Here is a 26,143-nt window from a genome sequence, read left to right on the forward strand (position 1 = left end):
TGCTCGACGGACGTTATCGCTCAAAGCGGTGACGGATCGAGAGTTGCTTTTCGCCGCTCAATGTTAGCATCTCCACATGATAGGCCCGCTTGCCCAGCAGTTGTCGCGGTTGCTCGAAGTACTCTTTCAGAACGTCATTCAAAGCCGCGTCAATTGCCGAATCCTCCCGCATCGTATGCCGAGACACCACGAGAAAATGATGAGGCTCTGACGATGGAACCGTGAGCGAGAACTTGCCTTCCGAGTCTGTCAACGCCGCCTGCCCGCCGATCAATTCGAGTGCGGCGGCGGCGACTTGGAAGTCCGAACTTTCGACCGGTTCCCACAACGATTCGCCCGGAATCATGACTTCTCCCAGCCGTGAAGTTGCCAATAAAATCACCAGAGATTGAGAGTCGGGGCGGGTCGTTGCATTTTCGGGGTCGTACGTAATCACACCACTTACGACCGTGACATTGGTTTCGTCAGAGTCTGGAACTGGTGTCGGAGGTGCTTGGTTGGGTTGCTCCTCCGCTTGACTTGAAGTTTCACCATCCCCCTTCGATTCGCCGGAATCTGAGTCGGAAAAAAAGTAGCCCATCCCCAAGCCCATCATGAGACCGAACGCCAGCACCAATCCACCAATGAGCGGAATCGACAGCTGCGAAGGTTGACCGACGGAACTCGAATGGCCGGCATGCTCGTCGGCTTCTCTCGCCAATTCTTCCAACTCGTTTCGCTGGCGTTCGGGAGTTTGTTCCGGCGGGAGTCCGGTTGGTTCCGATGTCGGTTGGTTTGTGGGGGCGGGAGCAATCTCCAACGCTGGAGGCGGTGCAACTTCCGGCTCGGAAAGCATGATTGGCATTGACTCAACGGCAGACTCCATTTCCGAGGAGCTTTCTCGGCTCGAGTCGGTTTTCGGTTTGGCAATATCGTCGCCGAGCAATTGGATTTCCCGCATTGCTTTCGCCACAGCGGGGTCTCGAAAGTTCATTTGCGGCCGGCGAGCATCTTTAGCTTGGCCATCGCGTTGAGGAACTTCGATGGACCGTCCACAAGTCGGACAGTCCACAACTTCGCCAGCTTTTGACCGGGAGATTCCCAGGTTCTGTTTGCAGTGTTGGCAGCGAAAGCGGATTGGCATCGAATCGGTGACCTTCAAAGGACGCTCACGAGTGGAACGCCACACTCGGACCATTGCGGATCAACCTGACTGCAGCGACCGAAAACAAGAACCGACTGCGTCTCTAGGGCCGAACCATGGTCTGAGAACCGCTACGGTTCGTGTCGGTCACTGTCCTTCGGTGAGTCTCCGTGCTCGGTTGAGTTTCCGTTCACCGACAGTAACTCCAACGCCAGCAGGACCACAAGTACGATTCCATTGACAATCCAGCAGCTGAGTAGCCCCAACGCGATTCCGCCCGCAACCCGTGAACCCACGGTGTCTCCCACCGCACGCAAACTCTGCCACAGGGCAGCGGCCACAATCACCCCGAAACTCAGGACGATCCCCGACCACAATACCCGCCGAATCCAAGTTTTCCAGCGCACAAGTGGCCAATCCTTGAACATTTGGAGATGCAATCCCGAAGCGAACTCCTATAACCCCTATCTTCCCTAACTGTCACCGAGTGTCAAGAGGTCCGAGGCATCTTCAACCGAATGACATGGAACCTGACACACAAGCGGTTCCAGTTTCACACCGAGAAACCGTTTCATCGGGGACGGACGCATGTTAAACTAGACAAATCTTCGATCGAACATAATCGGCAATCAGCATTTATGGACACAAAACAGTTTTTGGACCGGATCAGTCGCCGACAATTTCTCGGCTCGAGCGCGAAGAACGCCGCCGGGGTCGCTGCCGGTATGGTGGCGGTCGGGACAGCGGGAGCGAACGCTGCTGGCAACGATGGCGAACCGGTCCGCCTCGGCCTCATTGGATTGCGTGGCCACGGCGAACGATTGGGACTGGAGTTCCTTCGGCATACGAATTCCGTTGTCGTGTCTGTATGCGATGTCGATGAGACTGCGCTCTCACGGGTCGCGCGAACACTGGGTGAGCACCAAGGAGTGTATCCGCGGCGGGAATCGGATTTCCGTCATGTTCTGGATGATTCGCGTGTCGATGCCGTCGTCATTGCAACGCCCGATCACTGGCATGCCCACATGACGACTCTGGCTTGTGCTGCCGGGAAAGACGTCTACCTCGAACCGCCAATTGCTCACACGGTCGAAGAAATTGAGCAAGTCGTTCGATCAGCGGAGCGGGCGAAGCGTGTTGTTCAAGTTGGTTTGCAACAACGGAGTGGAGACCATTTTCGGTCGGCCGTCGATTTTGTCCGTAGCGGGCAGATTGGTGAAGTCTGGATCGCCAAAGCCTGGACGGTTCATCGGCGAAAAAGTGTCGGCCGACATCAACCGTCCGATCCGCCAGAAACTCTTGACTTCGATTTGTGGCGTGGACCGGCTCCCGCGAGTCCGTTCTATGCGAACCGCTCTCATCAGAATTGGCGATGGTTTTGGGACTATGGGGCTGGCGAGTTGGGCCATCTCGGTGTGCATCTGCTTGACGTCGCGCGTTGGGGGTTAGGTTTGGAAAGTCCGACGTCAATCGTTTCGGTTGGTAGTCAGCAAGCATTCGACGATGACCGCCAAACCCCGGACACACTGCACGTGAGTTATCGCTATCCCGATGCCGCTCGCACGATTGAATGGGAACATCGGTTGTGGACCAACCATGGCATTGAAGGCCGGAATGCCGCCGTCGCATTTTACGGTGAGCAAGGCACGCTTATTGTGGACCGTGGCGGTTGGAAAGTTTATGGCGTGAAGGACGCACCGTCGTCGGCCGCGAGCGACTGTCTCACGCCGCACCTGCGAAATTTCATCGAGTGTGTTCGCACACGACAGACGCCGTCCGCGAGTCTTTCCGCGACTGCTGCCAGCTCGATGCTGGTGCATCTGGGAAACATTGCCTATCGAGTCGGTCCGGAATTGCAATTTGACTCGAACGCGATGAATTTCGGCACGAACAAATCCGCAAATGCACTGCTCTCGCGGGAGTACCATGCCGACTGGCCTCTGCCGATCACGTAAGACCATTTGGCGGGGGCACAATGGTTTCGGTGTGAGTTGTGGGCGCTGGAACCAATCACGTTGCTCTGGATCGCGAAAAATCGAGTTCGATCAATGTACGATTGCGTGATCATCGGCGGCGGACACAACGGTTTGGTGTGTGCAGCTGATTTGGCGAAAGCCGGTTGGAGCGTGTGTGTCCTCGAGCGGCGTGATGTTCTCGGCGGAGCCTGCGTCACCGAAGAAACTTGGCCCGGTTTTCGAGTTTCGACGGCGGCCTACGTCGTGAGTTTATTGCCGTCGGAGATTGAAAACGATCTGGATTTGCGGCGACATGGGTATCGTGTGCTCGCTAGAAATCCGTCCTCGTTCACGCCACTCGAAGACGGTCGCTACTTGATGCTCGGTCGCGATCATGTCGCGAATCAGCAGGAAATCGCCAAATTCTCAACAAAGGACGCCGAACGCTATCCGCGATACGAACGCCTGTTGGAACGAATTGCGGAATGTCTGGAACCAACACTCAGCCAGACGCCGCCGAATTTGCTGCCGCTACCCGAGGATTGGCGTAGACGTTCGCTCTGGCAGCGATTCAAAGACCTTCGTCAGGGCAAATCTTTGTACTCGGCAATGGCGAAACTGGGCAACGATTTGCCCGAGGCGATCGAAATTCTCACGGGGTCGGCCCGCACGATTCTCGATCGCTGGTTTGAATCCGATGTTCTTAAAGCGACGCTCGCCACCGATGCCATCATCGGCACTTTTGAACCGATATCCGCTCCGGGTACCGCGTATGTGTTGCTGCATCACGTGATGGGGGCAGCCGGCGGTGCCCGTGGTGTGTGGGGTTACGTTGAAGGTGGTATGGGAAGTCTCTCGAATGCCATCGCCGCAGCGGCTCGGGAACGAGGAGTCGAAATCCGAACGGATGCCGCCGTCGATCGAATCCTGACCGACCGCGGACGTACGATGGGCGTGCGTTTGCAATCCGGGGAAGTGATTCATGCTCGGCGTGTCGCTTCCAACGTGGACTGTCATCAGACGTTCGAGAAAATGCTTTCGCATAACGAGCTTCCCCCGGAGTTTTCGCAAGCGGTTTCTCGAATCGACTATCGCAGCGCAAGTTTGAAGGTCAATTTGGCTGTCAGCGAGTTGCCGAACTTCACGTGCCTGCCGTCGCCAGCGGATGGTTCACCGGGGCCGCAACATCGTGGGACGATCCACATCGGTGCCACGCTCAACCATCTGGAACGAGCGTACGACGATGCGAAATACGGTTTGCCCTCGTCACGCCCCATTGTGGAGATGACCATTCCAACTTCTGTGGATCGTACGATTGCCCCTGAGGGCTGTCACATCCTCTCGCTCTTCACGCAGTACGCACCCTACGAGCTAAGCCAAGGATCTTGGGAGACCGTGCGGGAAGAGTACGCCGATCGGTGCATCGCCGAAATTGCTCGTTTCGCACCGAATGTGCCAGACTCAATTCTGCATCGTCAGATTCTCACCCCGGTCGATTTGGAACAGACCTTCGGTCTAACGGGTGGCAACATTTTTCAAGGGGCAATGTCGTTGCATCAGCTGCACAGCATGCGACCGGTTGCCGGTTGGGGGGACTATCGGACTCCGATCGCCGGTCTCTATCTTTGCGGCAGCGCTGCTCATCCTGGTGGTGGGGTGATGGGAATTTGCGGACGCAATGCGGCTCGAGAAATGATTCGCGACGGGCGTTCTTGAATCAGCTCTCAGAGTCTGAGTCTTCGAGGAATTCACGAACCTTGGGCAAGATTCGTTCGTGAGCGTCATCGAACACATAGTGACCAGCGTCCGGGAATGAAAGCGTCTCCGCATTTGGGAAACGTAGCTGCCATTCCTTGAGGAAATTGGTTGTGAAGCAGAAATCCTGTTCCCCCCAAACGAGCAACATCGGGTGGGATTGAAACTGCTTCAGACCGGACTCAACTTCCGTCAGCGTTTCGTAGCTCGGATGTGATTTCTTGAGCGGGATGTCTGCCACGAATCGATGCACCGCGATCCGATTCGCCCAATTATCATACGGAGCCAAATAGCCCCGCCGAACGGCTTTCGTTATTCGTTCCGGCTTGGAGACGGCCATCCGCAATGCGGCCCGCGAAAATCCATTGAGTCCGCGTAGCATCACACTGCCGAGAATTGGTGTCCGACAAACAGCGATCCGCAACGGAATCTCCAACGATCGAAATGCCGCCGTGTTGAACAGCACGAATTTGCGAAACCGATCCGGCAACCGACTCGCCGCCCCCATGCCGATCGCTCCACCCCAATCATGCGCGAACAAGGTGATTTCGCTGAGGCCGAGTTCGGTGATGAAGGCTGTCAAATTCTGAATATGGTTCGCGAGCCGGTAATCGTAGTCCTGCGGTTTATCGGAGAACCCACAACCTAGATGATCGATGGCGAGCACACGGTAGTCCTGCGACAAGTCTTTGACGAGGTTCCGCCAGGCGAAACTCCAGGTCGGGTTCCCATGCACCATGAGCAGCGTGGGGCCGGAACCTTCGTCGATGTAATGGATTCGATGGCCATCGATTTCCAAAAACCGTGATTCAAATGGATATTCCTCGGCGAACCCGACACGCGAATGATGAGGAGAGGTGGAGAGAGTTTCGGTCATGACACACGCTCGGCCCTGGCCGATTTCGAAGAGAGTCGATGTGAATTTGTACGAGCTGTCTGCCGGACTTCACACAGGCAATTGCAGAAACCGTTGATGTCTTCGTCAGTGTGATCGGCGTGAACGGCAATTCGAAGCCGTGAGGTTCCAACAGGCACGGTTGGCGGTCGAATCGCACCGACGAGGAAACCACGACGTTTCAGTTCGGCCGCCCATTGCATGGTCGTGTCGGGATCACCAATCACGACGGGCACGATTGCACTCACGCCACCGGATGGGATTGAGAAGCCAGCATTCGTGAGTTGAGACCGCAACGAATTCGCGAGGCTCAAAACACGATGACGACGTTCCGGTTCGGCTTGCACGATGTGTACAGCTTCGGTTGCCGCCGCACAAACTGACGGCGGTAGCGCGGTCGAAAACATCTGCGACCGCGCGGAATTCCAGAGCCAATCGGTTAGCGATTCGGTTCCGGTTACGAATCCGCCGAGAGTGCCAATGGCCTTGCTCAAAGTGCCAATTCGGACCGCCACACGATCCGTAACGCCTTGCAACTCAGCCACTCCGCGACCATTTTCCCCAAGCAAACCTGTCGCGTGGGCTTCATCGACGATAACCTCGGCATCGGTTCGTTCCGCGATCTTGCAAAGAGTTCGCAAGTCCGCCGCGTGTCCGTCCATGCTGAAAATCGAATCCGTGACAATGTACCGCCGTCGATGGCCGGTCGCACGCTTCAATCGCTGCTCTAAGCGATCCAGCTGATCATGCCGATAGACCTGAAAACTGGCCCGCGAAAGACGGCACCCGTCGATCAAACTCGCGTGATTCAGGCGATCGCAGAAAACGATGTCTTCGGAATCGATCAGAGCCGCCAACGTGCCGACATTCGCCGCGTAACCGCTGGGGAATAGAATCGCCGATTCTTCGCGTTCAAATTTGGCGAGGGTGGTTTCCAAGTCGCGATGACAATCCGTGTAACCCGTGACCAGTGCGCTCGCTCCGGCACCGACGCCCAATCGATTGATTGCGTCGTGTGCGGCAGCGATCACACGCGGATGGCGTGACAGCCCGAGATAATCGTTCGATGCAAAGGAAACGATCGACGAATCTATCGTCGACCGTTTGCGTTTCAAACCGTCGGCCTGGAGTTGCTCGAGTTCGGCGTCGAGCCATGGAAGCGAACGGGACATAATTCCCCGTCCACTAGGTGAGGGCAATGAGGTGGTTGTTCAATTTCTCGGCACCACCATCGAGGATGAGATAGTTATTCTCGATCCGGACACCGCCGATGCCTTCGATGTACAACCCCGGTTCGATCGTGACGACGTCTCCTGCAATGAGACTGTCGGTGCTTTCCGGAACAAGGATCGGTGCTTCGGGGTGGCCGAGACCAAGACCGTGACCCGCGTGGTGGGTCAACGGACCGTAACCGGCCTCGTCAAATGGTTTCGTCGTGGCTGCGAACACGTCCTTTGCCGCGACTCCGGCTCGAAGCGACGCTTCACCCGCTGCCAATGCCGCTTCGCAAAGACGGAAGATCATTTCCTGCTCGTCGGAAGGTTTACCGACGGCGTAGGTGTTTGTGAAGTCGCTGCGGTATCCATCGATCATCACGGAGTAATCCAAGATGAACATGTCACCGTCTTCCAATGTTTTGTTGGCAGGTAGACCACCGGCTTTGAACGTTTTTGCGTTCGTTGCGCGGAAATCTCCATAGACGATCGCCGGTCGCCCGGCAGCTGCAATCGCGGCCGACTGAACTTCGCGGTACACATCGAGATCGGTAACGCCCGGTTCAATGAATTCACGTGCACGGGCGTGGCCGGCGTCACCGGCTTGCATGCACTGCTTCAACAATGCGATTTCATCGGCTTCTTTTTGCCGTCGAAGCTCTCGCAATGTCGTTCCCAGATCGACCGACAAACCCGGGCGTTTGTTGGGTTCTGCCGAAACGGAATGTTGCTCGTGATCGAGCCCCAACACTTCGTACGCTCCGACGGGCAACCATTCAGCCTCGACGGCACCGTTGTATCCGTAAAGCCGTTCGGAAACGGATTTCAACGCCGCGATCAGGGCATGATCGCGGTTATCGACTGAGTTCCGATGGTCGTACCAAGTTTGATCGACTTCGCGATCAACAAACGGTGTTGATGCGGCGGAGCGTAGTGAGAAATTGTCGGCCAACAACGTCGAGCCGTGTTCACGTTCGAGCAACAGCAGCCCACGCTCGCCATGCGAGAAACTAATGGGATTCACCCAAAAATTGCAGAGGTATTGCACATGCCGAGGGTCGGCAATCAACACCCATTCCACACTTTCAGGGAGCGCGTTCCAAAGCCGCGATTGACGGCTTCGGCATCCAGATTCGGTCAACATCAATGATTCTTTCAGGCTAAACCGTGTTCTTCTAAGTAATGTTGGGCATCAAGAGCGGCCATGCAACCAGTTCCGGCTGCGGTGACGGCTTGGCGATAATGGTCGTCGGCGACATCACCACCAGCGAACACGCCCTCAACGCTTGTGTGTGTGCGGAATGGGGTCTTCCAGACGATGTAACCCGATTCGTTGAGTTCGACCTGATCCTTCAGGAATGCCGTATTCGGCGTATGGCCGATTGCGACGAACATTCCGCTGGCTTCGATGTCCTTCGTTTCGCCGGGAGTCTTGGTGCTCTTCAGGCGGACCCCGGTGACGCCGTTTTCGTCATTGCCGAAAACTTCATCGACTTCGGAGTTCCATTCGAACGTGATTTTCGGGTTGTTTTTCGCGCGTTCCGCCATGATCGGGCTGGCCCGGAGTTCTTCACGACGGTGAACGAGATGGACTTGGCTCGCGAATTTCGTGAGGTACGTCGCCTCTTCCATCGCACTGTCGCCACCACCGATGACAACCAGCGGCTTGTTCCGGAACCGTGGCAATGCCCCATCACAAACGGCACATGCGGAAACGCCTTGGTTCTTGTACTTGTTTTCGCTTTCCAAATTCAGCCAGTTTGCACGAGCGCCAGTGGAAATAATCACCGCGTGCGCTTCGACGACATCACCCGATTTTGCCTTGAGTTTGAATGGCTTTTGCGAGAAATCAACTTCGACAATGTCGTCGGTCACGATCCGTGTGCCGAAGTTCTTGGCTTGTTGCCGCATGAGTTCCATCAACTCAGGACCGGTAACGGCACGATGCGATTCGGCTTTAGGATCGCGATAAGGGACGAGTTCTTCGGGCAACGCGGAATCGAGGTAACCACCCATGTCACCAGCTGCAAACCCAGGGTAGTTCTCGACTTCCGTTGTGAGGTTGAGCTGACCGAGAGGCATTGTTCCTTGGACGCGGTTTTCCTCGGTTTCGGCTCCCTCGAAGACGAGCGGTTCCAATTCCGCGCGGGCAGCGTAGATTGCGGAGGCCCATCCCGACGGTCCCGAACCAATAATCACTACTTTTTCTGCCACCGGGATGTCCCTTCAATAACCGACCACGCCGAACGATCGACGTTCACCCCCCGACGCAGTCAACAGGCGTGAACACCATAAGAATAATGTGAACCGAAGGCTCTTGCCGCACTTGCGTGGGCTGCCTCGGAGAACTTACGGTAGGAAACGATACGAAAGTTGCCAACGGCTGGCAACTCTTGCAGACCGGTGCCGATTCGAATTGCCGTGTTCCGTCATATTGGGAGACACCCTTGAAGCCGTTGGAAGAACCGCTGGACATTTTAGTGGTCGCTCCGCATCCCGATGACGCGGAAATCAGCGTTGGCGGTACGATTTCGAAATGCCGGTCCGAAGGTCTGCGTGTCGGAGTGGTCGAACTGACAAATGGCGAACCAACGCCGCATGGATCACCGGAAATCCGTCGGCGAGAAACAGCGGCGGCAACGAAGATTCTCGACCTCACTTGGCGATACGAACTCGGTTTAACCAACCGCAGTTTGGAGAACACGCTCGAAGCGAAACGTCAACTGGCACAAGTCTTTCGGTTGACCCGACCGCGCGTGCTGCTCGCACCTTATTGGCAGGACGCCCATCCCGATCACGTGGCTGCGAGTCAACTTGTCGATGATGCGCGATTCTGGGCGAAGCTGTCGAAAAGCGACATGCTTGGCGAGCCGTTTTGGCCTCCGAAAATCTACTATTTTTGGAGTATCCATCTGCGGATTCGACCACAACCGAAATTCGTCCTCGATATCAGCCACGAAATCGAAAAGAAAATGGCCGCCATTCGTTGCTACGAAAGTCAATTTCTCGTGGGGAAATCGCAGGAGTTTCCCGCACCCTTAGATGACATCCGTGATCGGGCTCGGTATTGGGGCTGGACAATTGGAACCGCGTATGCCGAGCCGTTTGCCAGCCGCGAAGAAATCGGAGTCGCCAGCTTTCAGGGATTGGTATGAGAATTCGAGTGGAATTCTTTGGCATCCCGCGACTCCGTGCCGGCGTTGCTGAGCATACGGTCCAAGTTCCCGATGAATCGACAATCGCCAGCGTGTACGAATCGCTTGCGAAGGAACTCCCTCCATTTGCCGCCGCGTGTTTGACGGGCGACGCTTTGCAGCCTGGCTACATCGCCAGCGTGAACGGCAACCGATTCGTGCAAGGTACCCAAGAAACCATCACCGAAGCAGACACGATTCAGATTCTTTCCGCTGATGTCGGCGGTTAGAAATCGAAAGTTGAACCGTCAGAATACCAAGTCAGAGTGACATTCACTTTTCACCAATGAGAATTCGCATGAAGAGCATTCCACTACAACGAGTCAGGCGAAAAGCGTTTACATTAATCGAGTTGTTGGTGGTTATTGCGATCATCGCCATTTTGATCGCGTTGTTACTTCCGGCGGTTCAGCAAGCTCGTGAGGCAGCTCGCCGAACGCAGTGCAAGAACAATCTGAAGCAAATTGGAATCGCGATTCACAATTACATTTCGACGAGCAACGTGCTCCCACCGAGTGCGATTGTCGATTTGAGTGTTTCCTCGACGGGCAACAATGGTTCTTGGGGGGTACACGGTCGAATTTTGCCGCATCTTGAACAAGGCAATCTGTTTGACCAAGTCGATCTCGTGGCCGCTTGGGATTCGCAGTCCGCCATTGATGGCATCAAGATTCCTCCGTTCTCGTGCCCAAGTGATCCCCGTTCTGACGAAGCCCGGACTTTCACCGACGGGCGACCGACTCTGTACCCGACCAACTACGGATTCAACTTCGGTCCTTGGTTTGTGTACGATCCGGCCACCAATCGTGGGGGGAATGGGGCGTTTTATCCCAACGCGAAACTCCGATTGGCCGCGTTCACTGACGGCACCACCAACACGCTTCTCGCAGCCGAGGTGAAAGCTTGGCAGTTCTACACCCGCAACGGCGGACCGGCGAGCACCACCATTCCGGCTACCGCAGCGGACGTTGCAACTCAAGTTGCATCCGGTCCCGATGAGAAGTACACCGGTCACACGGAATGGCCCGACGGGCGAGTTCATCACACGGGGATCACCACAACACTCACACCAAACACGTTCGTCCCGTATAATCAGGGAGGAACTGAGATCGACGCCGATTACAATTCCTGGCAGGAGGGACGGAACGGCAACGCGGGGAGCCCAACCTATGCGGCAATCACCTCGCGAAGTTACCATTCAGGAATCGTCAACGCTGTGTTGATGGATGGATCGGTCCGGTCAGTCAGCGAGTCCATCGACCTTGTCGTTTGGCGTGGACTTGGCACGAGGAGTGGCGGCGAAGTCGTTCCGTCCGATTATTAATCTCCGCTATCGATTCGCACTTTCAGCAGGAGCAGCATATGCACCCAGTTCGGAAAATTGCACTACTCACGACATTGGCATTGTGGACTTCAGTCGCCACCGCCGCAGACTCCGCGAACTTGTCGGAGGCTCGGCAAGAGGCAGTCGACAAAGGTGTCGAGTTTCTGAAAGTCACGCAGAACGAAGAAGGCTACTGGACAACCGACAAATCCCCCGGCATCACCGCGCTCTGTCTGAACGCATTGGTCCAAAGTGGCGTTCCGGAGAGTGATGAGACGGTTCAGAACGCGATCAAGTATCTGCAAAAGCACATTCAAAAAGACGGCGGGATTTATCATCCCAAGAGCAATCATCGGAATTACGAGACAGCAATCTCAATGCTGGCACTCAGCAATACTGACGCCAAGAAATACGACGATGTCATCAAAGACGGTGCGAAGTTTCTGCGTGGTTTGCAGTGGGACGAAGGCGAAGGAATCGAAAGTTCCGACACCTTCTACGGTGGGGCCGGTTATGGTGGGCACTCGCGTCCCGACCTGTCCAACACTCAGTACTTGTTAGAAGCGTTGAAAGCCTCCGGTGCGGGACCCGACGACCCAGCAATCAAGAAAGCGTTGATCTTTGTTTCTCGCACACAGAACCTGGAAACCGAACACAACACAACCCAATTTGCCTCGAAGGTTGAAGACGGTGGTTTCTATTACACCCCGGCAGCCGGGGGAACGTCACAAGCCGGCGAAACGGAAAACGGTGGTCTGCGGTCTTACGGTTCCATGACCTACGCCGGTCTCAAGAGCATGATCTATGCCGGGCTCACGCAAAAAGATCCGCGTGTAAAAGCGGCATTCTCGTGGATTCAAAAAAACTACACCTTGAACGAAAATCCCGGACTCGGTCAGCAAGGGCGGTACTACTATTACCACACGTTCGCAAAAACTCTTTCCACATTGGGACAACCAAAACTTGAGGACGCCGATGGGAAAACCCACGATTGGAAAGCCGACTTGACGACCATGCTCGTCGAACTGCAAAAAGAGAATGGTAGTTGGGTCAACACGGCACCCCGTTGGTATGAAGGCGATCCGAACCTCGCCACAGCCTACGCGTTGATGTCACTGAGCTTCTGCGACGAAGAGTAAGCTTGATCAACGCCAAAACAGTTTCACTCAGACTCGAAAAGCCCACCAATTGCGATTGGTGGGCTTTTTCACTGGGATGCGTAGGCTGCAACGTCGCCCAGCCGCTGTTATGATGGGGCCGTGTTGGCTTCGTCTTTCATTCTCATCAGGGATGGCGTTTGATGATTGCTCAAAACCGCTTTCGGCGAGCTGGTTGGTTGTGGATGACCGTGTGTGTTTTGGCTTCACGGGCTCTTTTGGCACAGAACGCTGCGACCACGTCAGCGGATGTCCAGGCCATTGTCGAGCAACTCAACGATTCCAACCCCATCAATCGTTACGCGGCGGCACGGTCTCTGTTCCAACTCGGTGCCGAAGCGAAATCTGCGGTCCCCAGTTTGATCAAGCATTTGGACGATTCTGATGAACCGACTCGGGCTGCATGTGTGGAGGCTCTTGCGGAGATCGGGCCCATCCAAAAAGAAATTGTTCCCGCGTTGGTCACGAAACTCGACGACAAAAGTGCGTTCGTTCGGCATACCGCTGCGGTTTCGCTCGGTCGGTTTGGTGCGGCTGCGAAGCCCGCTGTCCCGGAATTGATTCGAGTCTTCGAGCGATCCGACGCAGAACGGCAGGCGGTGATTGCTCGGACTTTCGGCCAGATCGGACCGGCGGCCGCGGACTCGGAAGACGTTCTCACAAAGGCAATGAATGCGAAAACACCGGACGTCCAACTGGCCGCAGCGCTCGGGTTAGCCCAAGTAAAGCCCGATGCCAAGGCGGCTGTCGAGAAGCTTGCTTCGTTGCTGTCACACTCGGAGACGGTGATTCGTTCATCCGCAGCGGATGCGTTGGCCGAATTGGGGCCATCTGCCGAACCCGCCGCCAAAGCATTGGCGGAAGCCACTCGTGATGAGAGCCCCCGTGTCCGTCGACAATCCGTTCGCGCACTTGGTCGAATCGGAGCATCGGCAGCCGATCAACTGGAGAGTTTGATTGCAAGCGTCCAAGACGATGACGAATATGTTCGCCAAGTGGCCGTGCTTTCGGTCGCGCGAGTGGCACCGAAGTCGCGGGACACGGCGGACGCATTGGCAGAAGCATTGAAGGACGAGAATTCCCAAGTTCGTGAGAACGCCGCGATCGCGTTTCGGTCGCTCGATGGAACCGTTTCGTCTCACGTTCCAGCTCTCGTGGCGGCATTGGCAACTTCGGACACCGATGTCGTGGCTGCAATCTCCGAAACCCTCACGAAAGCCCCACAGGAATCGCTGTCGGAACTCGCGAAAGCCGCCGTGGCGGAATCGAGCGAACTTCGTCGAGGAACTGCCATCGCGCTGGGCCGTTTGATCAATCACAAAGCGGATCTTGCCGAACGTGCGTTGCCGGTGTTACTCAGTTTGCTAAACGATGAGGAATGGCAAGTTCGCCGGGCGGCGGCCCGTGGTTTGGGAGCCGCGGGTAGATCGGCAGCAACTGCACTGCCGGAACTGACCGCAGCCATGCGTGAACGCAACAAGTTCGTTCGTCGCGCTGCGGCGGCCGCTATTCAGTCGATTTCGGAAGATGAAGCCAACGATTGACACTTGTATTGACGTGAAGACTCCCTTGAACCGCTTGCGCTCCTGAGACACTCCACTTCCAGACTGACACCCGATGACCAACCACCGATATCCGCTCTTCGTTAAAGGCGATTTGGACGGTTTTTTTGGCCTGTTTATCGACAACCTTGTTCAACTGCTCCTGATTGTCGCACTCTGTAACATTTGCGGCATTCCGGCCGACTCGCCGTTGCTGCTCGAAGCAATTTTTCCCGGTGTGGCAGTCAGTTTGCTGTTGGGGAATGTCTTCTACGCGTGGCAAGCTCGACGTTTGGCCAAACGCACAAACCAAAACGACATCACCGCCTTGCCCTATGGCATCAACACGCCGTCGCTGTTGGTTTACGTTTACTTTGTCATGTTGCCGGCGTTTGGCAAAGCGTCGGAAGCGGGGCTAGAAGATCCGGCTCGATTCGCGTGGCAGATGGGTTTGATCGCCTGCCTAGGGAGCGGTGTGATTGAATTCGGCGGTGCATTTATTGCCGGATATATTCGACGACGCACACCCAGAGCGGCATTGCTCTCGACGCTCGCGGGAATCGCGATCGGCTTTATCTCGATGAAGTTCACGTTGGACATGTTCCAACGGCCGTTGGTTTCCATGCTCGCATTAGCAGTCGTCTTGTTGACTTACTTCTCGCGAGTCGGCTTTCCACTGAGTCTGCCGGGCGGATTTGTCGCGGTCTTACTGGGAGCCGGCGTCGGTTGGTTCGCTCCATTTGTCTTGCCAGAATCGCTGACTGGTCCCGCAATGAGTTGGAGCGGATTCACCAAATCGACGGAAACCGCGGGGTTTTATCTGCCGCAATTTGCCGGAGATGCAATCTGGGAAGTTCTGAGTGATTCGGAAGTTTGGCTGGGGTATCTCTCGGTGATTGTGCCGATGGGGCTGTTCAATCTGGTCGGAAGTTTGCAGAACATCGAGTCGGCGGCGGCTTCTGGGGATGAGTTCGACACCCGCAGTTCATTGGCCGCTAACGGTGTGGGCACGATCGCTGCGGCATTCTTTGGAAGTTGCTTTCCGACGACGATTTACATCGGGCACCCCGGATGGAAAGGAATGGGCGCACGGGCTGGGTACTCCACATTGAACGGACTGGTCGTCACGATCATTTGCCTCACCGGCACCGTGACGGCCATCAGCAATCTCATTCCGCTCGAAGCCGGGATCGGGATTTTATTGTGGATTGGCGTGATCATCACATCTCAGAGTTTTCAGGAAACACCCCGAGAGCACGCACCAGCGGTGGCGATTGGCTTGTTCCCTGCGATCGCAGCGTGGGGAGCCACGATTGCCCAGGGAGCGTTTATCGCTGTGGCATTGGCTGGGGAAGGCGGAATCTCGTTGGAGCAATTCTTGGCGAATGATCCGCAAGGTTTGCTCAACGGATTCTTGGCCCATGGATTGCTTGTGATGGAACGGGGTTACATCTTTACCGGCATGATTCTCGCTGCCATTTCTGCCAACTTGATCGACAAAAAATTCTTCACCGCTGCGGTTTGGTCGCTCGTGGCGTGTTTGTTCACGGTTCTTGGGCTCATGCACGCCTACCAGATTTCCGGCAACAGCTTAGATTTCCTGTTCATTTTCCAACCGACCCCGGACGCTGGCCGCGTATATCGGGCATTCGGTGTCGCCATTGGCTGGGGATTGTTCGCGGTCTTGTTCTTCGCATATGGATGGTGGTTCACGAGAGAAGCGAATGATCCCGCGAAGGTCAATGCTGAGACGCTTGCAACGGTCGATTGACGGAACATCTTGCCACGATTGGCGGGAAATGGTAAATCCCGCCTTCCATCAGTCCATTCAAAACCGTCAACAGTTCCGCTCACGGATGAGCCAAGCACCCAGCTATTTGATCGATACGGTCAAACGTCCCATTCCGATTCGGATGCGGTCGGACTTGTCGATTGAAACAATCGCCTATCAGGACTTTGAAGACTTCGTCGTCAAGGATCCGGTGTCGCTGGAGTACTACCGTCTTCGCAGCGAACAGTTTCGCGTGCTGGAATTGCTCGATGGCAAGCGAAGTCCCGAGGACATTCGGCGTGAGCTGCAAAAAGAGTTTCCGACGCTCCGTCCGACATTGCCCGACATACACCGTTTGGTTCACGACCTCCACAAAAAAGGATTGGTCGTTAGCGAGCGGCATGGGCAGGGGCAGACGTTGCGAGATTGGCAACGCGAGGAAACCAAACGCCGCTTTTTCTCGGCTTGTAAAAATGTCTTCTACATCAAAGTGCCCGGCTGGGACCCGCAAGGTTTGCTTTCGGTTCTCTATCCGTTCGTCAAATGGTTGTTCCACCCCGTTTGCTTGGTCGCAGTTGGGTTGGGCGTGGCGATCACTTGGGTTTTCCTGCTGATCAACTTCGGCGAGTTCGAGCGACGTCTGCCGGAATTCCAACAGTTCTTCAGTTGGCCGAACTTGGCTTACCTATGGTTAACGATCGGCTTCGCGAAGCTGTTCCACGAAATTGCTCACGGTTTGGCATGTCGACATGCCGGGCGGGAAAGTCATGAAATCGGCGTCGCGTTTCTGGTGTTTAGCCCGTGTCTGTACTGTGACGTCACCGACTCGTGGATTCTCCCCAGCAAATGGCAACGGATTGGAATTGCCGCTGCGGGGATGTTTGCCGAGGTTGCCGTCTCCGCGATTGCGATCATCATTTGGTGGCACACCGAACCCGGTTTGCTGCATTATCTGGCGTTGAATGTCTTTCTGGTGACAACAATCACCACCGTAATTTTCAACGCGAATCCGCTACTGAAATTCGATGGCTACTACATCCTCAGCGATTGGTTGGAAATTCCCAACCTGCGTGGCAAAGCCGATCGTTTGTTGCGGAATGCCTTGGCTCGGACATGCTTCGGAATTCATTTGCCGCGTGATCCGTTCCTTCCGGATCGCGGCCGCTGCCGATTCATTGCCTATTCGATTGCCGCTGCTGGATATCGCTGGTTCATCGCCTTCACGATTGTCTTCACGTTGTACCAATGGCTGAAGCCGTATGGTTTGCAGAATCTTGGTTTGCTGCTTGGCTTGCTATCGATTGTCGGAATCTTGGTTGGCCTTGTGATGTCTGTCGTTCGGATCGTAACCATGCCTCGAAAACAACGAATTCAACCCCTTCGCGTGTTTGCTACGTTGGCAGTGCTCGCAGGTGTGGGAGCGGCGGCGTGGTTTGTTCCGCTGCCAATTCGCGTCGAAGCTCCACTCACCTTGGAACCCGAACGTGTTCGCCATGTTTACACGTCGACACCGGGAACACTCACCGAAGTTCTTGTGGAACCGGGAGAACGGGTCGTGAGTGGGCAAGTCCTCGCGCGATGCCAGAATTTCGAGCAAGAACAACGGGTCCGGCATTTGGAGATGACGCTAGAGACACAGGAAGTCGAAGTGCGTATGCACGAGATTCTTCGGGATCATCCGTCGAAAGAACTCGCTGACGCCACTTTGCAAACGACCCGAGATCGGTTGGCCGAGGCGAAGCAGAAGCTCACTCGGTTGGAAATTGTCGCGCCGTGCGACGGTGTCGTCATTGCCCCGCCGACGGTTCGGCAGAATTCCGCCAACGAGGATTCGCTGCCAACTTGGGGAGGCTCGCCGTTGGCAGATGAGAATCGCGGGTGTTGGTTGCCATCCCGAACACATTTGCTGAGTTTAGCTCCCACCAAGGAAACCGAAGCCGTTTTGTTAATCGATCAATCCGACCGGAACCGCGTGATTCGTGGCGCGGCCGTGAAGATCCTTTTCGATGGCATGCCCGGTCAAACTGTTTCGACCGCAATCACGGAACTCGCCCCGGCGGATGTGAAGACGGTCCCACCAGCGTTATCGAACAAATTCGGTGGTCCACTCGCAACGATTTCCAACGAAAAGAATGACGAAGTGCTGACCCGCTCGGCGTATCGAGCCACACTCGCCATGCCAACACCGCCATTCGCGACACGACCAGGAATGCGGGGCCGCGCTCGCATCACCATCGCGGAGCAAACCGCAGCCGAATGGGTTTGGCGAAGTGTTCAAGAGACATTTCACTTCAAACTGTAAATCGAAACGCAATCTTCCGTGTCCGCGGTCGAGGCAATTCGATCGACGGATCAACATTGCCTTGAGACGAACACCAAGCATGAAACCAGCACACAGCGGATTCTCCCGTATCGAACGCTTGATTCTGATTCTTCGCCACTACGAAGAACTTACGTTCGAGGAGATCGCCAAGCTTCTTTCGCATCCACGAACCGAAATCGAATCGGTCCACACGAACATTCTCCGGCAACAATTTCGGCTGTGCTCGTAAGCAGCGACGACCACAAGTGATGTTCGGTCGGGCGATGCTGTGAGAATCGGTGCCCGCGATCACGGTTGGCGCGGTGGCAAGTCGATTGGCATTGGTACTGCGGCTTCTGTCCCGTTCAGTGGAACCTTGGGGCTTTCCACTTCCACGCGTTCCGGTCGGATGGCGATTTGCATGCTTGGTGGCTGTTGATCATCTTCGCCAGGACTTGTGCGATAGCGGGCATCGTCGTCAGTCCGCTCCGCGATCATCGTTTCCGCTGCCGGATTTGGGGCAGTCAGCGGGTGAGCCGGAGAGCCGTTTCTCGCGGCGATCCAAGCGGCCGAGGGATTCGGCTTGGGAATCATCGCCGCCACGCCCAGCATCAACAGACCAAGCGTGAGGGCATACTGAGCAATCCGCAAATTCGCCATCAGTGATTGTCCCCTGTCTTGGATGCCATTTCGAGAACCGCGGAAGTCTCTTGAGAACCCGCCCCGCTAGCAACGCGACGCCAAATCGGAGGAATCCAAAGCACGATTCCCACCAGCAACAGCGTCCAGCGAACTCGTCGTGAATCCAATACGCGATCCCGGAAGGCTTCGCCAGATTGGTGATTCATACCGATTGTCATGCGAACGCTCGCAATGAGGAAAAAAGGACTTCCCTGACAGAATCGGCAAAAACAGATTCGCTTCGCCAGCAGACTCCACCCAAACATGCGAGATTCGCGAAATTGGTTGGGAGGCGAAGGAAAAACGGTGCGGCAAGGTCCCCTCAAAGCTCCCAGCTTTCCTTGCCGCACCGAATCTAAGTTGTCTAGCGACCACAGCGTGTTGGTTATGTTGCTCACCAACGGCCGGTCAGCTGCGACAACGGAAAGATAGGTCGAGAAATCGGGTTGTCAAAAATTTGTCGATCGAATTTTCCTGGAACCCAAAATCTGGTTTGGTATGGTGAAAGCAAGAACAGTTCTCTGTGAGCGAATTTTCCTCAGACTGACCTCCTTTGTCGGTCACCAACTTCCAGGGAGTCCCCTTATGAAATTGCTGCGATTGCTGATCATGGTGTCCGTGTTTTCGTTCCTCACATCGTCACTGGGGACGGCAGCCGAGAAGGACGCGCCTGCACCCATGTTTGGTGTGCGAGACAGTACAAAAACGGAGCAGAAGATCCGAACCAAACTCCGTGAAATTTTTCCGGGCCCAGTAGTTTTTCAGGACAATAACGTCCGTGAATTGTTGCAATATCTCGCGGATGTCTCTGACATCAAGATCTATCCGGAATCGCTCGATGAGTTCGAAAATGACATTGACGGAACGCGGATCACGTTGGAGATGGGTGAAGGCAGGCTGGAAGATGTTCTTCGAATACTTTGCAAAACAGTCTCGGTTGATTTCATCGTCGAAGACAGCTTCCTAAAAATTGTTCCAGAGCAGGTCGCGGCAACTCGATTCGAAACCGTTGTTTATGATCTCAAGGCATTTGCCGACTTGGGGTATCCGATTGACGATATGTCATCAGTCCTGCGAAAAACTGTCGCTCCCGGCTCTTGGGCACTCCATGGTTCGACAGACATGCCGGGCCAGCGGGCCAATTTCGTGGCGAATCACCGATCACCGACGCAAGCTGCGACCAAGTCCCGTGAACTTCAGTTGAGCAAAGGGGCGATCGAGCCCGTTCCTGGCGGGGTTATCGTCTACCAATCAAAACCGATTCACCGCGAGATCGAGCAGACACTTCAGCAGCTATGGAAGTTGGCGAAACGGCGACAGGATGCAAAAGCGACGGAAGCTGCCCCGGTGACCGCTCGTGATCCGAAGCAAGATTCCTAAATCCCAAATTGCCTTTCTGTTTCAAGCTGTTTACACTTAAAGCGATCGGGGTTCGCCAATGCGATCATTGCGAGACCCGATCGCTGACTTTTTGGCCCTGCCATGACCCGCCCGCCGATCCGCCCGGACTTGCCTTCATGCCTGCAGATTCAACCGCAGCCGTCAATTCGACCGGACACGCCAGGAATTCCCGTCCGATTCCTGCTTCGGATCGAATCTCGAATTCCCTGACTTCCGAGTTAGAGAGTTTTGATTTCGACCCACGCACACGGGTCGTCTTCGGTTCCGGCACGCTGAACCGGCTGGGGGAGTTCACAAAGTCACTGGGTGATCGGGTGTTGGTCGTCACCGATGCAGGGTTACGGGACGCGGGACACGTCGAACGGGCCAAGAAGTGTCTTGATGACGCTGGCCTCGCGGTGACATTCTTTGATGAGGTTCATCCAAACCCGACCACCAAAGACGTGGCGGCGGCATTGGATGTCGCTAAACAGGCTGAGATCAATGTGATTGTCGGGCTCGGTGGCGGCAGCAGTATGGACTGTGCCAAAGGCGTGAACTTTCTGCTGACCAACGGCGGGAAGATGGAGGATTACTGGGGCGTCGGTAAGGCGACGAAACCCATGCTGCCCATGGTTGCCGTTCCCACGACCGCCGGGACCGGTAGCGAGGCTCAATCGTTCGCTTTGATCGCGCAAGCGGAATCCCACATGAAAATGGCGTGTGGCGATAAAAAAGCCGCCTGTCGAGTGGCAGTTCTCGATCCGGAACTCACGCTCAGTATGCCGGTCAAAATCACAGCAGCTACCGGTGTCGATGCCATCAGTCATGCCGTCGAGACCTACGTGACGAAGCCTCGCAATGGTGTCTCTAGCCTCTTTAGCCGAAAGTCGTGGCGGTTGCTTTCGACCGGATTTCCCCGAGTTCTCCACGATGGCCAGGATCTCGAAGCCCGTGGTGCGATGTTACTCGGAGCCCACTTCGCAGGAGCGGCGATCGAGAATTCCATGCTCGGTGCAACCCACGCTCTCGCGAACCCGTTGACGGCTCATTACGACTTGGCCCACGGTGTTGCCATCGGTGTAATGCTACCGCATGTCGTGCGGTTCAACGGGGTCGTTGTCGGAAACTTGTACGCGGACCTGGCGAAGGACGCCGGGCTGGACAACCGCAATCCCGCCGAATCACTCGCTGATTTTTTGACCGAAATTATCGCCTCATCCGGGCAACCGACAGACCTCAAAGCCTGTGGAGTGTCCGCCGATTTGATTCCAGTCATGGCCCGTGAAGCGGCTCAACAGTGGACGGGCAACTTCAATCCGCGTCCTGTCGATGCCACCAACCTCGAGGAGCTTTACCGATGCGCACTCGCACCCACTTGAAGCCGACTCGATCTCATTGCAAAGCCACCACCCTGCTGGTTGTTCTGGCGATGTGCGTGGGCACTTCGACAGTGGCGTTCGCGCAGGACAAGAACGCTGAAAAAGCCAACAACTGGGAAAGCTATCGCAACGGGTTCCAACTGCTCGGCACGACAAACGCGAGATTGCCAGAGAAATTGGAAGTTCTCTGGACGATTCCTACAGAGTTTGGGGTGACTTCGACGGCAGCAATCGTTGGCGATCGCGTCTACGTGCCCACACTCGGAGGTGAGGTCCTCTGCGTTGAATTGCGAACCGGCAAGACGCTATGGAAGACCCGCTCCATCGACGATCCCGATCCCGCCGCCTTCGCACCGGGTTTCAAATCGTCGCCGACCGTCTGGGAAGGCGTGATCTACTTGGGTGACGAAGATGGAATGTTTCACGCCATCGATGCTGAAACCGGCAAACGGAAATGGCAGTTCAAAACCAACGGGGAAATCATCAGTTCTGCCAGTATCGTGGGCGAGAAAGTCATCTTTGGTTCGTACGACAACAGCCTGTATTGTCTCAATCGCAAGACTGGAGAGAAGCTGTGGTCCTTTGAAACGGACGGCTACGTCAACTGTTCCCCTGCAATCTCCACAGAACACACCTTTGTGACCGGATGCGACGAGCATTTGCGGGTCATCAATCTCGAAACCGGGGAAGAAGAAATCGATATGCCTTTGGGCTCGTATCTGATTGCCTCCCCAGCCCTGCGTGATGGCATTCTTTATGTGGGAACCTATGCGAGCAGCGTGGTCGCAATCGACTGGAAAACGAAAAAGACGTTGTGGTCGTACAGGGATGAAGACAGAGAGTTCCCCTATCACTCGTCCGCTGCTGTGACCGATGATATGGTGATTATCGGAGGACGTGACAAACAGATTCACGCAATCGATCGTAAGACCGGACGCGGGATCTGGACGTTCGGCACACGGAAACGCGTCGATAGTTCGCCGGTTGTCGCGGGAGATCGAGTCTTCTGCGGTTCGAGCGACGGTTTTCTGTACGAACTCAACCGAAAAACGGGTCAGGAGCTTCAGCGATACAAAATCGGCCGGGAAGTCACCGCCTCTCCCGCGATTGGGCAGAATTGCCTCATCATTGCTGCGGAAGGATCGAACGAACCCATTATCTGTCTCGGCAAAAAGATGAAGCCTTGAGACAGAGTTTTACTCGCGATTCAGTAGATAGAAAATCCAACTTATGACAACCGACACCTCCGCCACGACTGAAGTGGGTAGCTACTTCATTTCCAACTACCCACCATTTTCGCAGTGGAAAAACGACTATGTGCCCAGTGCTCTGGAAGCATTGAACCAAGAACCAGATGCTAGCATTCCTCTTGGTTTGTATATGCACATTCCGTTTTGTCGTAAACGCTGCAAGTTCTGTTACTTCCGCGTCTACACGCAGCAAAACGCGAAAACGATCGAAAAGTATGTGCAGTCGTTGGAACGGGAATTTGCAATTCTCGCGGATAAACCCGGTGTCCGCGGTCGTGATTTGGACTTCGCCTACTTCGGTGGGGGAACGCCGTCGTACTTGAGTTCGAAACAGCTTCGATCCCTACGGGACCGGCTAACGGAACACCTCTCCTGGGAAACCGCACGAGAAGTCACTTTTGAGTGCGAACCGGGAACCTTGAATGAGGACAAGGTCAAAACACTCAAAGAGATTGGCGTCACGCGAGTTTCCCTCGGCGTCGAGAATTTCAACGACACCATTCTGGAAGCAAACGGGCGAGCCCACTTATCCCCCGAGGTTCTCAAAGCCTATGACTGGATTCAGAATGCCGGTTTTCCGCAGGTGAATATCGACCTGATCGCCGGCATGATTGGCGAAACCGATGAGAACTGGCGGGAATGTTATGAAAAAGCTGCCGAGATGCAGCCGGACAACATCACCATTTATCAGATGGAACTGCCGCACAACACAATCATCTCGCAAGAGATGAAGGAACTCGGTGTGACGTCCCCGATCGCCAATTGGGAAACGAAACGACGCTGGGTCGATGAGGCGATGAACTATCTCGCCGAATATGGGTATCACGCGTCGAGCGGAAACGAACTGATTCGCAACCCTGAAACCGATCGGTTCATCTACCGCGACAATCTCTTTCGAGGGTCGGATATCCTAGCCACCGGTGTCTCATCGTTCGGCCATTTCCAGGGCGTCCATTACCAGAACCTGGATAAGATCGATGAGTATATGGACACGATTGCAACCGGTGTCTTGCCAGTGAATCGGGCGCTTGTCCCGACGGATCATCAACGCCTCATCCGGGAATTTGTGCTACAAATGAAAGAAGGCAAAGTGTCTTTGCCGCCTTTGCAAGAAAAGTTTGGAGTCGATATTCGCGCGGAGTTTTCAGACGCTCTCTCGAACCAACAATCCGCAGGATATCTCAAGGTTGAAGATGATCGGGTCACCTTGACTCGCAAGGGGCTGCTGCAAGTTGACAGCCTCCTGACCGAGTATTTTGAACCGCAACACCGTTCGGTTCGCTACACCTGATCGAAATACCGTCCCCGCCAGATATGTTGGTTTTCTCTTTGACTCGCTTGAGGTGGCTTGGTGAATCCGCTTGATGAACTCAATCAACTTACGGCTCTATTCCCTAGCGAAGAACCATTGATCGCCAAAGCGGAGCACGTGGCGGGAGCATTGGTGCCAGAACCGTATCAGCAGTTGTTGGTGCACAATTCTCACATGACCGTCAGCATGGAGCGGCATCACCAATCGGAAGTTGATGTGAAGGTGTTGGAGCAACGCTTTATCGAAGACATCTACGTTCGCAAGATTTTGTTGTTGAAAACCGGGACGGACAAAGTCGTTCAGTTCGGAATCGTGCGATTCGATTTCCAATACGTCACTGACGCGGTGCGAGATGAGATTCTCTCTGGAGAGATACCGCTCGGACGAGCGTTGATCAATCATAACGTGCTCCGCCATATCGATTTAGGAGCCGTTCTCCGGATCACACCCGGACCCGAATTGGCGAGGTTGATGTCAACCTCTACGGATCAAATCACCTACGGACGGCTTGCAACGATCTTCTGCAATCAGCAGCCAGCCGTAGATTTGTTGGAAATTTCCGCACCGCTCGCCTAGAAATCATCGTTGTAGCATCTTGCCGTTAGACGCCCGCCCCCGACTCTCCAGCCAGACACAAAAATGATTCAAACCACACCCACGACGAAGACTCGTCCGCAGCCGAACTTGGAAAATTCCTACGACGTCGTGGTGATCGGTGGGGGCCCCGCCGGTTCTACCGTGGCCGCGTTGGTTGCCGAACAAGGCCGATCAGTGCTGCTATTGGAACGCACCGCGGTGCCGCGATTTCACGTCGGTGAGTCACTGATTCCCGAAACCTACTGGCCGTTGGAACGGTTGGGATTGCTGGATCGAATGCGGGAGAGTGCATTCCCCAAGAAGTTTAGTGTTCAGTTCGTCAGCGAAGGTCACAAGGAATCTGCCCCGTTCTATTTCGATGAGCACAATCCGCATGAGTCGTCGGTGACTTGGCAGGTCGAACGCGGAATCTTCGACGAAATGCTGATTGACAGAGCCGTTGAACTCGGCGCGAGTTGCCGGACCGACGCCCAGGTTTTGGATGTCATGTTCACCGAAGACCGCGCCAAAGGTGTGCGTGTGAAAACCGAGGATGGAACCCGCGACATCGCATGCCAAGTCGTGATTGACGCTTCGGGGCAGTCGGCGTTTCTGGCCTCCCGTTTGAACTTGCGAGTGCCCGATCCCAAGTTGCGAATGGCCACCATCTGGACCTACTACGAGAACGCGATCCGTGGCAAGGGGAAAGACGAGGGGGCCACGCTCATTTTGCAGACACCGGGCAAGAAATCTTGGTTCTGGTATATTCCCCTGCCCGACAACATTGTGAGCATTGGTTGCACGGGAACGTTGGATTACATGTTTGGCGACAAACTTCCTGCTGCCGATGTCTACGAGCGGGAACTCAAACGGTGTCCGGCATTGCAACGTCGACTGGAACCCGCTCAACGTGTCGCCGACCACTTCACCACCAAAGACTTTTCTTACACGACTAGCAAATCCGCGGGATCGGGGTGGTTGCTTGTCGGCGACGCTGGTGGTTTTATTGATCCTGTATATTCGTCGGGCGTTTTTCTGGCATTGAAGTCGGGGTGGATGGCCGCCGACGCGATCGCTGCAGCGTTTAAAACTAACGACTTCTCTGAGACGACATTAGGGAGCTGGGTCCCTGAGTATCGTGCGGGAGTCAGCCGTTTCCGGAAGTTGGTATACGCGTTCTACTCAACCGAATTTAGTTTCGGTTCCTTCCTGAAACAGCATCCGGAATATCACTCGGCGGTTGTGGACATTTTGATCGGAAATGTCTTCAAGCCCGAACTCGACGAGATGTTCGAAGCGATGGGAACTCCTTAGTCTTAAGCACCGTCTCT

The 26,143-nt window shown here is 55.1% G+C and carries 24 protein-coding genes; 16 read left to right on the forward strand and 8 right to left on the reverse strand.

Features of this window, described 5'->3' with window-relative positions; genetic code table 11:
* Nucleotides 1-13 precede the first annotated feature (13 nt).
* Both G6R38_RS11310 and G6R38_RS11315 read right to left on the reverse strand, forming a co-directional pair.
* Nucleotides 14-1,123, reverse strand: coding sequence for a hypothetical protein (locus G6R38_RS11310; protein ID WP_166824722.1), 1,110 nt, complete (start codon nucleotides 1,121-1,123; stop codon nucleotides 14-16).
* Between the two features lie 131 nt (nucleotides 1,124-1,254).
* Entirely contained in the window at nucleotides 1,255-1,530 is a 276-nt protein-coding gene (locus tag G6R38_RS11315; protein ID WP_166824726.1) for a hypothetical protein, read from the reverse strand.
* A gap of 111 nt (nucleotides 1,531-1,641) precedes the next feature.
* Here G6R38_RS11315 and G6R38_RS11320 point away from each other — a divergent pair, with 111 nt between their 5' ends.
* Nucleotides 1,642-3,078 carry a Gfo/Idh/MocA family protein gene (locus tag G6R38_RS11320; RefSeq protein WP_240928164.1) on the forward strand — a complete coding sequence of 479 codons (1,437 nt, stop codon included), beginning with the start codon at nucleotides 1,642-1,644 and terminating at the stop codon, nucleotides 3,076-3,078.
* 93 nt (nucleotides 3,079-3,171) lie between these two features.
* Entirely contained in the window at nucleotides 3,172-4,794 is a 1,623-nt protein-coding gene (locus tag G6R38_RS11325) for a phytoene desaturase family protein (RefSeq protein WP_166824729.1), read from the forward strand.
* 1 nt (nucleotide 4,795) lies between these two features.
* Here the strand turns inward: G6R38_RS11325 and G6R38_RS11330 are convergent, their stop codons facing one another.
* From G6R38_RS11330 to G6R38_RS11345, 4 genes are read right to left on the reverse strand one after another with little or no spacing between them, the layout of a single operon-like run.
* Nucleotides 4,796-5,710: an alpha/beta fold hydrolase gene (locus tag G6R38_RS11330; RefSeq protein WP_166824733.1), complete on the reverse strand. Its 915-nt coding sequence runs from the start codon at nucleotides 5,708-5,710 to the stop codon at nucleotides 4,796-4,798.
* A complete protein-coding gene (gene bioF / locus G6R38_RS11335) occupies nucleotides 5,707-6,900 on the reverse strand; it encodes an 8-amino-7-oxononanoate synthase (protein WP_166824736.1) in 1,194 nt (397 codons plus the stop codon). The genes G6R38_RS11330 and bioF overlap by 4 nt, the downstream gene beginning before the upstream one ends.
* A 13-nt stretch (nucleotides 6,901-6,913) precedes the next feature.
* Nucleotides 6,914-8,086, reverse strand: a complete 1,173-nt coding sequence (locus G6R38_RS11340) for a M24 family metallopeptidase (RefSeq protein ID WP_166824739.1) — start codon at nucleotides 8,084-8,086, stop codon at nucleotides 6,914-6,916.
* 11 nt (nucleotides 8,087-8,097) lie between these two features.
* Nucleotides 8,098-9,156: a thioredoxin-disulfide reductase gene (locus tag G6R38_RS11345; RefSeq protein ID WP_166824742.1), complete on the reverse strand. Its 1,059-nt coding sequence runs from the start codon at nucleotides 9,154-9,156 to the stop codon at nucleotides 8,098-8,100.
* Between the two features lie 233 nt (nucleotides 9,157-9,389).
* Between G6R38_RS11345 and bshB1 the strand changes: the two genes are divergently transcribed.
* The 8 genes from bshB1 (at nucleotide 9,390) to G6R38_RS11385 (ending at nucleotide 18,481) form a co-directional block, all read left to right on the forward strand.
* Nucleotides 9,390-10,097, forward strand: coding sequence for a bacillithiol biosynthesis deacetylase BshB1 (gene bshB1, locus G6R38_RS11350; protein ID WP_240928165.1), 708 nt, complete (start codon nucleotides 9,390-9,392; stop codon nucleotides 10,095-10,097).
* Complete coding sequence (locus G6R38_RS11355; protein ID WP_166824745.1) at nucleotides 10,094-10,366, forward strand: MoaD/ThiS family protein; 273 nt, start codon at nucleotides 10,094-10,096, stop codon at nucleotides 10,364-10,366. The genes bshB1 and G6R38_RS11355 overlap by 4 nt, the downstream gene beginning before the upstream one ends.
* A 68-nt stretch (nucleotides 10,367-10,434) precedes the next feature.
* Nucleotides 10,435-11,460: a DUF1559 domain-containing protein gene (locus G6R38_RS11360; RefSeq protein WP_166824748.1), complete on the forward strand. Its 1,026-nt coding sequence runs from the start codon at nucleotides 10,435-10,437 to the stop codon at nucleotides 11,458-11,460.
* A 38-nt stretch (nucleotides 11,461-11,498) separates the two neighbouring features.
* Nucleotides 11,499-12,599 (forward strand): prenyltransferase/squalene oxidase repeat-containing protein, encoded by a 1,101-nt coding sequence (locus G6R38_RS11365; protein WP_166824752.1) that lies wholly within the window; start codon nucleotides 11,499-11,501, stop codon nucleotides 12,597-12,599.
* Between the two features lie 161 nt (nucleotides 12,600-12,760).
* Nucleotides 12,761-14,161: a HEAT repeat domain-containing protein gene (locus tag G6R38_RS11370; protein ID WP_166824755.1), complete on the forward strand. Its 1,401-nt coding sequence runs from the start codon at nucleotides 12,761-12,763 to the stop codon at nucleotides 14,159-14,161.
* Between the two features lie 73 nt (nucleotides 14,162-14,234).
* Nucleotides 14,235-15,929 (forward strand): NCS2 family permease, encoded by a 1,695-nt coding sequence (locus G6R38_RS11375; RefSeq protein ID WP_206028555.1) that lies wholly within the window; start codon nucleotides 14,235-14,237, stop codon nucleotides 15,927-15,929.
* A gap of 28 nt (nucleotides 15,930-15,957) precedes the next feature.
* A complete protein-coding gene (locus tag G6R38_RS11380) occupies nucleotides 15,958-18,231 on the forward strand; it encodes a hypothetical protein (RefSeq protein ID WP_166824758.1) in 2,274 nt (757 codons plus the stop codon).
* A 79-nt stretch (nucleotides 18,232-18,310) separates the two neighbouring features.
* On the forward strand, nucleotides 18,311-18,481 hold the full coding sequence (locus tag G6R38_RS11385) for a sigma factor-like helix-turn-helix DNA-binding protein (RefSeq protein WP_166824761.1): 171 nt from the start codon (nucleotides 18,311-18,313) through the stop codon (nucleotides 18,479-18,481).
* Between the two features lie 59 nt (nucleotides 18,482-18,540).
* Here G6R38_RS11385 and G6R38_RS11390 read toward each other — a convergent pair whose 3' ends face one another.
* Complete coding sequence (locus G6R38_RS11390) at nucleotides 18,541-18,891, reverse strand: hypothetical protein (RefSeq protein ID WP_166824764.1); 351 nt, start codon at nucleotides 18,889-18,891, stop codon at nucleotides 18,541-18,543.
* On the reverse strand, nucleotides 18,891-19,079 hold the full coding sequence (locus G6R38_RS11395; RefSeq protein ID WP_166824767.1) for a hypothetical protein: 189 nt from the start codon (nucleotides 19,077-19,079) through the stop codon (nucleotides 18,891-18,893). Before G6R38_RS11395 ends, G6R38_RS11390 begins: the two co-directional genes overlap by 1 nt.
* A gap of 418 nt (nucleotides 19,080-19,497) precedes the next feature.
* Between G6R38_RS11395 and G6R38_RS11400 the strand changes: the two genes are divergently transcribed.
* The 6 genes from G6R38_RS11400 (at nucleotide 19,498) to G6R38_RS11425 (ending at nucleotide 26,126) form a co-directional block, all read left to right on the forward strand.
* Nucleotides 19,498-20,292: a DUF4974 domain-containing protein gene (locus G6R38_RS11400; protein ID WP_166824770.1), complete on the forward strand. Its 795-nt coding sequence runs from the start codon at nucleotides 19,498-19,500 to the stop codon at nucleotides 20,290-20,292.
* A 137-nt stretch (nucleotides 20,293-20,429) separates the two neighbouring features.
* On the forward strand, nucleotides 20,430-21,674 hold the full coding sequence (locus tag G6R38_RS11405) for an iron-containing alcohol dehydrogenase (RefSeq protein WP_166824773.1): 1,245 nt from the start codon (nucleotides 20,430-20,432) through the stop codon (nucleotides 21,672-21,674).
* Complete coding sequence (locus G6R38_RS11410) at nucleotides 21,653-22,861, forward strand: beta-alanine-activating enzyme beta-propeller domain-containing protein (protein WP_166824776.1); 1,209 nt, start codon at nucleotides 21,653-21,655, stop codon at nucleotides 22,859-22,861. The genes G6R38_RS11405 and G6R38_RS11410 overlap by 22 nt, the downstream gene beginning before the upstream one ends.
* 43 nt (nucleotides 22,862-22,904) lie before the next feature.
* Nucleotides 22,905-24,215, forward strand: a complete 1,311-nt coding sequence (locus G6R38_RS11415; protein ID WP_166824779.1) for a coproporphyrinogen-III oxidase family protein — start codon at nucleotides 22,905-22,907, stop codon at nucleotides 24,213-24,215.
* 60 nt (nucleotides 24,216-24,275) lie between these two features.
* A complete protein-coding gene (locus tag G6R38_RS11420; protein ID WP_166824782.1) occupies nucleotides 24,276-24,812 on the forward strand; it encodes a hypothetical protein in 537 nt (178 codons plus the stop codon).
* Nucleotides 24,813-24,875: 63 nt separating this feature from the next.
* Entirely contained in the window at nucleotides 24,876-26,126 is a 1,251-nt protein-coding gene (locus G6R38_RS11425; protein WP_166824785.1) for an NAD(P)/FAD-dependent oxidoreductase, read from the forward strand.
* The last annotated feature ends 17 nt before the right edge of the window (nucleotides 26,127-26,143 follow it).

The sequence above is a fragment of the Thalassoroseus pseudoceratinae genome, assembly GCF_011634775.1.
Lineage (GTDB): Bacteria > Planctomycetota > Planctomycetia > Planctomycetales > Planctomycetaceae > Thalassoroseus > Thalassoroseus pseudoceratinae.

Coding starts and splice junctions, on each gene's coding strand:
- G6R38_RS11310 (WP_166824722.1), bottom strand. CDS start 1,123: ATGCCAATCCGCTTTCGCTGCCAACACTGCAAACAGAACCTGGGAATC.
- G6R38_RS11320 (WP_240928164.1), top strand. CDS start 1,642: ATGACATGGAACCTGACACACAAGCGGTTCCAGTTTCACACCGAGAAA.
- G6R38_RS11325 (WP_166824729.1), top strand. CDS start 3,172: ATGTACGATTGCGTGATCATCGGCGGCGGACACAACGGTTTGGTGTGT.
- G6R38_RS11330 (WP_166824733.1), bottom strand. CDS start 5,710: ATGACCGAAACTCTCTCCACCTCTCCTCATCATTCGCGTGTCGGGTTC.
- bioF (WP_166824736.1), bottom strand. CDS start 6,900: ATGTCCCGTTCGCTTCCATGGCTCGACGCCGAACTCGAGCAACTCCAG.
- G6R38_RS11340 (WP_166824739.1), bottom strand. CDS start 8,086: ATGTTGACCGAATCTGGATGCCGAAGCCGTCAATCGCGGCTTTGGAAC.
- G6R38_RS11355 (WP_166824745.1), top strand. CDS start 10,094: ATGAGAATTCGAGTGGAATTCTTTGGCATCCCGCGACTCCGTGCCGGC.
- G6R38_RS11360 (WP_166824748.1), top strand. CDS start 10,435: ATGAAGAGCATTCCACTACAACGAGTCAGGCGAAAAGCGTTTACATTA.
- G6R38_RS11365 (WP_166824752.1), top strand. CDS start 11,499: ATGCACCCAGTTCGGAAAATTGCACTACTCACGACATTGGCATTGTGG.
- G6R38_RS11370 (WP_166824755.1), top strand. CDS start 12,761: ATGATTGCTCAAAACCGCTTTCGGCGAGCTGGTTGGTTGTGGATGACC.
- G6R38_RS11375 (WP_206028555.1), top strand. CDS start 14,235: ATGACCAACCACCGATATCCGCTCTTCGTTAAAGGCGATTTGGACGGT.
- G6R38_RS11380 (WP_166824758.1), top strand. CDS start 15,958: ATGGTAAATCCCGCCTTCCATCAGTCCATTCAAAACCGTCAACAGTTC.
- G6R38_RS11385 (WP_166824761.1), top strand. CDS start 18,311: ATGAAACCAGCACACAGCGGATTCTCCCGTATCGAACGCTTGATTCTG.
- G6R38_RS11390 (WP_166824764.1), bottom strand. CDS start 18,891: ATGGCGAATTTGCGGATTGCTCAGTATGCCCTCACGCTTGGTCTGTTG.
- G6R38_RS11395 (WP_166824767.1), bottom strand. CDS start 19,079: ATGAATCACCAATCTGGCGAAGCCTTCCGGGATCGCGTATTGGATTCA.
- G6R38_RS11400 (WP_166824770.1), top strand. CDS start 19,498: ATGAAATTGCTGCGATTGCTGATCATGGTGTCCGTGTTTTCGTTCCTC.
- G6R38_RS11405 (WP_166824773.1), top strand. CDS start 20,430: ATGCCTGCAGATTCAACCGCAGCCGTCAATTCGACCGGACACGCCAGG.
- G6R38_RS11410 (WP_166824776.1), top strand. CDS start 21,653: ATGCGCACTCGCACCCACTTGAAGCCGACTCGATCTCATTGCAAAGCC.
- G6R38_RS11415 (WP_166824779.1), top strand. CDS start 22,905: ATGACAACCGACACCTCCGCCACGACTGAAGTGGGTAGCTACTTCATT.
- G6R38_RS11425 (WP_166824785.1), top strand. CDS start 24,876: ATGATTCAAACCACACCCACGACGAAGACTCGTCCGCAGCCGAACTTG.